A 6,157-nucleotide genomic window follows, 5' to 3' on the forward strand; every position below is an offset into this window, starting at 1 on the left:
GGAAGATCCGGCGCGGTTTGTGCTGGAAAGACTCGATGCCCGCTGGAAACAAGTTCACGAGGCCGACACGGACACCACGCCGATGCTGCGGCTGGTGGAATCGCGATTTGAGGAATTCATCCGGGACGCAGATTTTGCACTGTTCCCCGATGAGGCGGGGCAAGAGCGCGCCCTCACCGATCTGAGTGATGGCCAGCGCTCGCTGTTTCATATCGCGCTGACAGCCGCGACGCTGGAAGTCGAGCGCGACGCGTTCCAGCTGCCTCAGGACCAGTGTGCGTTCGATCAGGAGAAGCTCAGACGCGCTCACTTGACGGTGCTGGCCATCGAGGAGCCGGAGAACAGTCTGTCACCTTTCTTCTTGGCGGGCATCATCGAGCAGGCCCGCGACATTGCCGCGCTTGCGACCGCGCAGGTGCTCTTGTCGAGTCATTCGGCCGCCATTCTCAGTCGTATCGATCCCATGGAAGTGCGCTACTTCCGGCGGGACCGCGCGACCCGACAGTCCTCGGTCCGCACAATCACGCTGCCCAGCGATGACGCTGAGGCTAGAAAGTACGTGCGGCTGGCGGTGCGCGCGTACCCTGAGCTGTACTTCGCGCGGTTTGTCATTCTGGCGGAAGGCGATTCGGAACAACTGGTGATTCCGCGGGTCGCCGACGCGCTCGGCGTGTCTCTCGATCGCTCATTTGTACCGATCGTTCCTCTCGGCGGACGCTACGCGGCCCACTTTTGGCGATTACTTGCCGACCTCCAGATACCGCATGCAACGTTACTCGACGCCGATTTCGGCCGCAAACACGGGGGCGCCAAACTGGTTCGCTCGCTGGTTGAGAAATTGGGGGAGGTTGGAGTCAGTCTTGACGCCACGCTCCCGGCATTGCTGAGCGATATTGATCCCGCCAACGTCGATACGCTGGAGGACATAGATCTCTGGGTGTCTTACGAAGACAATCATTGGACTCAAGCGTTCGAGGAACTCGGGGTCTTCTTCTCGGACCCGCTCGATCTGGATTTCTCAATGCTGGAAGCCTTTCCTGACGCCTACAAACATTCGGAGGCGGGCGGCACGGGGCCGGGTGAGACGACGGAGGCGATTGACAGTGCGAAGCTTGCGACGCTCAAGAGCGGCGGGGATGCGACGTTGTATTCCGATGATTACGATGATGCATTTCGATGGTATCCGTATTTGTTTCTTCGCCGCAGCAAGCCCGAAACGCACCTGACGGCGCTTGCGCGCCTGACCGATAAAGAGCTGGCCGACGATGCACCGCCGCCGCTTCAGTCGCTCATTGCTCACGTCCAACGTAAGTTGGATGTCGGAAATGGCGCGCAATGACGCGCACCAAACCAGAGGCTTGGAAGCCGCAGGGCATTGGCGATCTGGAGCCACGCGCCTGGGAGGCGCTCCGAGAGCATCAGCGGAGTATCTGTGTCACCGCAGGGGCCGGCGCGGGAAAGACCGAGTTCCTCGCACAGAAGGCTGCATATCTTCTGCAAACGGGCCTCTGCCCCAACCCCAAGCGCATTCTCGCCATCAGTTTCAAGCGAGACGCCGCACGTACACTTTCCGAACGGGTAGAGAAGCGATGTGGTCCCGAGCAAGCACGACGCCTCGACTCGTTTACGTTTGATGCCTTCACCAAGGGATTTATCGATCGGTTTCGACGCGCGATTCCAGCGCCGTTCACGCCTCCTCGCAACTACCGCATTCATATGCCCACCCGCGCGCAATGGGATCACTTCTTGCAATCCCAGAAAGTGCGTAACCTCAACGCCACTCAGATTGAGCGCGCTGTCACGCAGACGCGCCTTCCCTTCGACAAAGATGCGAGCCAAGCCGTGCGACGGTATTGGGAAACCCAATACTCGGATGCAGACAATGTTCTGCTGAGCTTCGCGATGCTAAATCGTCTCGTCGACTATCTGCTGCGCGAGCATCGGGACATTCGGCGCGCACTACAGCTTACCTACCCATTCGTTTTCCTCGACGAATTTCAAGACACCACGCAAGCTCAATATGAACTGTTGTCTACGGCCTTTGATGGCAGCAGTACAGTATTCACGGCAGTCGGCGATGACAAACAGCGCATCATGGAATGGGCCGGGGCAATGCCGGATGCATTTGTTCGTTTCCGGGCACAGTTCAATGCCGTCCCGTTCGCGCTGCTCTCGAACTGGCGTTCACACGAGGATCTGGTCCGTATTCAGCATGTGATCGCTCGGAAAATCGATGCGAGCGCGGAGTTACCGCAAGCCCGTGCGGTACGTGATGTGGATGGCGATGTCGCAGCGATCTGGGAGTACGACGCCGAGGCTCAAGAGACGCAGGGACTCGCCCGCTGGATTGCCGGCGAGATCAGCGGCGGAATACCGCCTCATGAGGTAGCGCTACTCGTGCGCATGCGTGCTGATCAGATCGAGCAAGTGTTAGCACCCACGTTCGCCGATCACGGCGTTAGCCTACGCAATGTGGCGCGACAGGTGGGTGAGATCGCCATTCAGGACGTGCTGGGCGAGGGCTTGACCGAGATCTTGTTACCGTTGTTGCGTCTAGGGGCGCAGGCTCGTGACGCGAATGCGTGGAGCGCCGCTGAACGTAATCTTCTCCACCTAGAAGGCATTTATCCAGACGACGAAGATGGCCAGCAGCGTCTGCAGGCTCGATTGCAAACATTCGTTCGGGCGCTTCGGGCTGAAATGTCCTCGGCCACCGCCAGCCCGACGAATGCGAAGGCGATCGCGCAACGTGTCCTGGACTTTGTGACTTCCTCGGTACTTCGGCGGGCCTTTCCTGCGTATCAGCGCGAGCCAGATTTCGATCGCGTTTGGGAGGGGTTCAAGCAACTGCTCGCGGAATCGGCGAACGGGGCGCGCGATTGGAGCCAGGTGCTGGATCGGTTCGAAGGGCTCGGACAAGTCGCGCTCATGACGATCCATAAGAGTAAGGGTCTCGAGTTTCACACCGTGCTTTTCTATGGACTAGATAGTGAGACCTGGTGGAGTTTGCAGCCCCATCGCGTCGACGAGCTCAACTCGTTCTTCGTGGCGTTTACTCGTGCCAGGCAACGAGCATTCTTCACGCTCTGCCGAAGTCGAGGCGGACCTGTCACGTGGGTCGAACAGATTCTCGCGCCAGCCGGTGTTCATCGTCGAAGTGGACCAAAGTAGCGTGGCACTTGGCCTGAGGAAGGTCTAGATAGCCGTCGTGCCAGCGGAGTCAGGATGCTCTGCGCGAGACGCGGCGACTACAACAGGCACCTGCGGACGCCAGGTGCGATGATGCAGGCCGCGGATGCGGCAGACGAGGGCGGGGTGGATGCGATACATCGGTTGCCGTGAGCTGATGCGCGCCGGATGCGGGTGACGATGCTCGGGCGTTAGGCACGCTGCGCACCGCGCGCAGTGATACCCCGAGGCTGCGCAACAGGTGTGGAATGGAAGCCGGCGAGTAGCAAATGCCAAACCGATCCAAGATCAGTCGCGCGACCGAGGCGCGTGACCAGCGGCGTGCACAGTACCCACACTGTCGGGGCGGGGCCGCCATCACTTTCTTGACTTCCTCACGCTGGTGCAGCGTCAAGGCGCAGGCGCCACCGACAGCCGCTCGGTTGGGAAACACGCCCCAGCGGTTCAGGCGTCGGTAGAGTCCGCGGATCGGATAGCGAAGCGCACTGTGTTGGTCGAGCCACGATGCAATCGTTCGCTGATTCCAGCGGGGCGCAGCGATACCGCTAAGTGCCGGCGGGGACTTCAGGGCGCGGGCCAGCGCGTTCAGCTGCTCGGTATTGGGCCGCGGATCGCCGACCGGGGCGGGCGAGCATATATACGTGATCTTCCAGCGTCGTAAGAGCGCCGGAATGGACTGCGAGTGATAGCGAACACCGAACCGACGCTCGATCAGCAACGCAACGTCCCGTCGCGTCAAGGCAGCGTGATCGGGAGGCGGAGGTCCCAGCAGCATCTGTTGCAGCAGGTGTGCCTGCGCAAGCGTCAATCGCCGCTCAGTCGATGGTCCCAGTCCGTGGCCTCGAAGTCGTCGCGCCACGCGACCGGCGTACGCGGGCGTGAAGCGTCGTTTGAAGCGCCGTTCGATCAGGAGCGCGATTCGATGACGACTCCAGCGGTCGCCGGCCAGGCCGAATGCACTCGGTGGCCGCCGCAGGGCTCGTCGGAGCTCGGCCAGGGCCCTGGGACTCAAGCGGGGTTCGCGGGCGCGCGTGAGCTTGATCCGAATCTTCGCCTGGCGCAGACGCCGTACGCTATATCGGGGCGATAGCTTGATGCCGAAGCGCTTTCGAAGAAACCGGTGGATGCGGGCGACAGACCAGCGCGCACCGGCAATCCCTACCTCACGCGGCGGACCTTTCAGGCTCCTTGCGACGGTGCGCAGTTCCCAGGCCGACAGAAATCGGCGCTTGCCTTCGCGCCGGCGGCGCTTGCGCCTGTGTGTGCGACCGCGCGTCATGACAGCGCAGTTAGAACCGCGGGTTCGCGCGCACGCGCTCGTCGGCGATGCGCCACTGTCCATCTTCGATCATGAGTCGCACGTCCGTGATGACGTCGGCCCGCTCGACTCGTAAGCCGGCCTCACGCTCGTACCGGTGTACGCGAATGCGTTCCGGACGGCTCGAGCCTTGTCGCAACATCGTCAATGTCTCACGTTCGATCTGTCGAGGATCGACGCCCTTCGCCTGCGCAACGGCGAGGCCACGCTCCAGCTGCCGAACACGGTCGGAGGAGAGGAACATATACAGGTCTCGCAGCTGCGTCGCCTTCGGGATCGCTTGGAGATAGCGTTCGTAGCACGCTTGCGGTGATTGCGGTGGTGAGCACGGCAGAGGATCCGCCTCGACCAGGGAGGTGAGGGCAGCCGCGAGCACGATAAGCGCAATGGCCTGGCAGATGACGCGTCGGATCTCTGCGCGCATAGCGATGGTCTTTACCGAGCGCGCTGGGTCGAGGATAGGTTCGACGCACTCTGCGGCGCACGCTGGGCTTGTGCCGCAGGAAGTGCTTGTGCCGCCCGCAATGCCTCCTGCACCGAGGCGGTGAGGCGTGGCAACGTTTGAGCGCCGCGCAGCCGCTGTCCATCGATGAACAGCGTCGGCGTGCCATTGATCTTGAGGCGACGGCCCTCCTGTCGGTCGGCCTCGATTCGCGCCTGGAAGCGTTTCGAGCTCATGCAAGCGTCAAAGATCTGGAGGTCCAGACCCAGTTCCCGCGCGATCTGCGCCGTGTCCTCGGCGCCGGTCTTGGCGGAGAACAGCCTGCGGTGGTACTCGGGGAACTTGCCCTGTTCGTCGGCGCACAGCGTTGCATGGGCGAGCTTTTCAGAGTCCTCATGCAGCGGAAAATGTCGATACACGACTCGGACCTGATCGCGATGGCTGTGTAGAAGCTCATCGATCGAGTGCGACAGATCGCGGCAATAGGGGCAGCGATAGTCGCTGAAGGCGACGATCGTGACCGGAGCGTCTGGCTTTCCGATGGCGGGCGTCACGGGCCCCAGCACCTCTTCCTTAGGCAGCGGTGGCGGCGGATCCAGGGCCACGCGAACGCCATGTTTCTGAAAGAGCGTCGACACATACTCGCGCTTGGCATCGGCCTGGCGCTTCATGCCGAGATACATCTGCGCTTGCTTGCGGCCACGAGCATCTCTCGGTGTGTCGCCGCCTTGCGAGGTTAGAAAGGCCTCGACCTCCGCATCGCTCACCTCCGTCACCTGCGGTGTGACTTCGCGGGCGAGCAGCTCGTCGGCGGACATCGAGCGTGAGTGAGCTTCGCGTTCAAGAAGCTCGGTCGACAGTAGCTGGTATAACGCGCGCACGCGTGCCTCATAGAGTTGCTGGGACAGATCGGACAGCGAGCGCCCCCCGGCGCGGTCGAGCTCGGCCAGTGAGATCGCGCGGTCGCCGACATGGGCGACCGTGATCGAGGCGGCATCGGGACGGGCTGCTGTGTCTTCCGAAGTCGCGGGCATCGCTGCAAACAGACACAGTGATGTCAGGATACAAAGCCGAAGGCATCGAAAAGCGCGCATGAGGATCTCCGGGTCAGGCGAACCAAGGAGGCACAGCGTGCCGGATGCCCAGCGCCCGTTGGTGTCGGCTCACGATCCTTCAAGGACGTTGTGAGCCCCTGTCCGGCCTTGACG

Annotated in this window: 5 protein-coding genes; 2 read left to right on the plus strand and 3 right to left on the minus strand. The window is 61.9% G+C overall.

Annotation, left to right across the window (positions count from 1 at the left end):
- Together JNL55_RS23525 and JNL55_RS23530 are read left to right on the plus strand one after the other, a co-directional pair.
- Window positions 1–1,339 (plus strand): ATP-dependent nuclease (locus JNL55_RS23525; RefSeq protein ID WP_293859842.1); only part of this gene is annotated, 1,339 nt, incomplete at its 5' end.
- The gene (locus JNL55_RS23530) at window positions 1,336–3,171 is read left to right on the plus strand and encodes a UvrD-helicase domain-containing protein (protein WP_293859845.1); all 1,836 of its coding nucleotides are present in this window, start codon (window positions 1,336–1,338) and stop codon (window positions 3,169–3,171) included. The genes JNL55_RS23525 and JNL55_RS23530, both read left to right, overlap by 4 nt.
- 49 nt (window positions 3,172–3,220) lie before the next feature.
- On the opposite strand, the gene JNL55_RS37500 is transcribed toward JNL55_RS23530, so the two are convergent.
- From JNL55_RS37500 to JNL55_RS23540, 3 genes are read right to left on the minus strand one after another with little or no spacing between them, the layout of a single operon-like run.
- Window positions 3,221–4,531, minus strand: coding sequence for a winged helix-turn-helix domain-containing protein (locus JNL55_RS37500; protein ID WP_415923153.1), 1,311 nt, complete (start codon window positions 4,529–4,531; stop codon window positions 3,221–3,223).
- Window positions 4,479–4,931 (minus strand): hypothetical protein, encoded by a 453-nt coding sequence (locus JNL55_RS23535; protein WP_293859849.1) that lies wholly within the window; start codon window positions 4,929–4,931, stop codon window positions 4,479–4,481. The genes JNL55_RS37500 and JNL55_RS23535 overlap by 53 nt, the downstream gene beginning before the upstream one ends.
- Before the next feature lie 11 nt (window positions 4,932–4,942).
- Window positions 4,943–5,983 (minus strand): thioredoxin domain-containing protein, encoded by a 1,041-nt coding sequence (locus JNL55_RS23540; RefSeq protein WP_293859852.1) that lies wholly within the window; start codon window positions 5,981–5,983, stop codon window positions 4,943–4,945.
- Between the last annotated feature and the right edge of the window lie 174 nt (window positions 5,984–6,157).

Origin of the sequence: Steroidobacter sp., from assembly GCF_016790065.1 — a bacterium.
In the GTDB taxonomy this organism is placed as follows: Bacteria; Pseudomonadota; Gammaproteobacteria; order Steroidobacterales; family Steroidobacteraceae; genus Steroidobacter.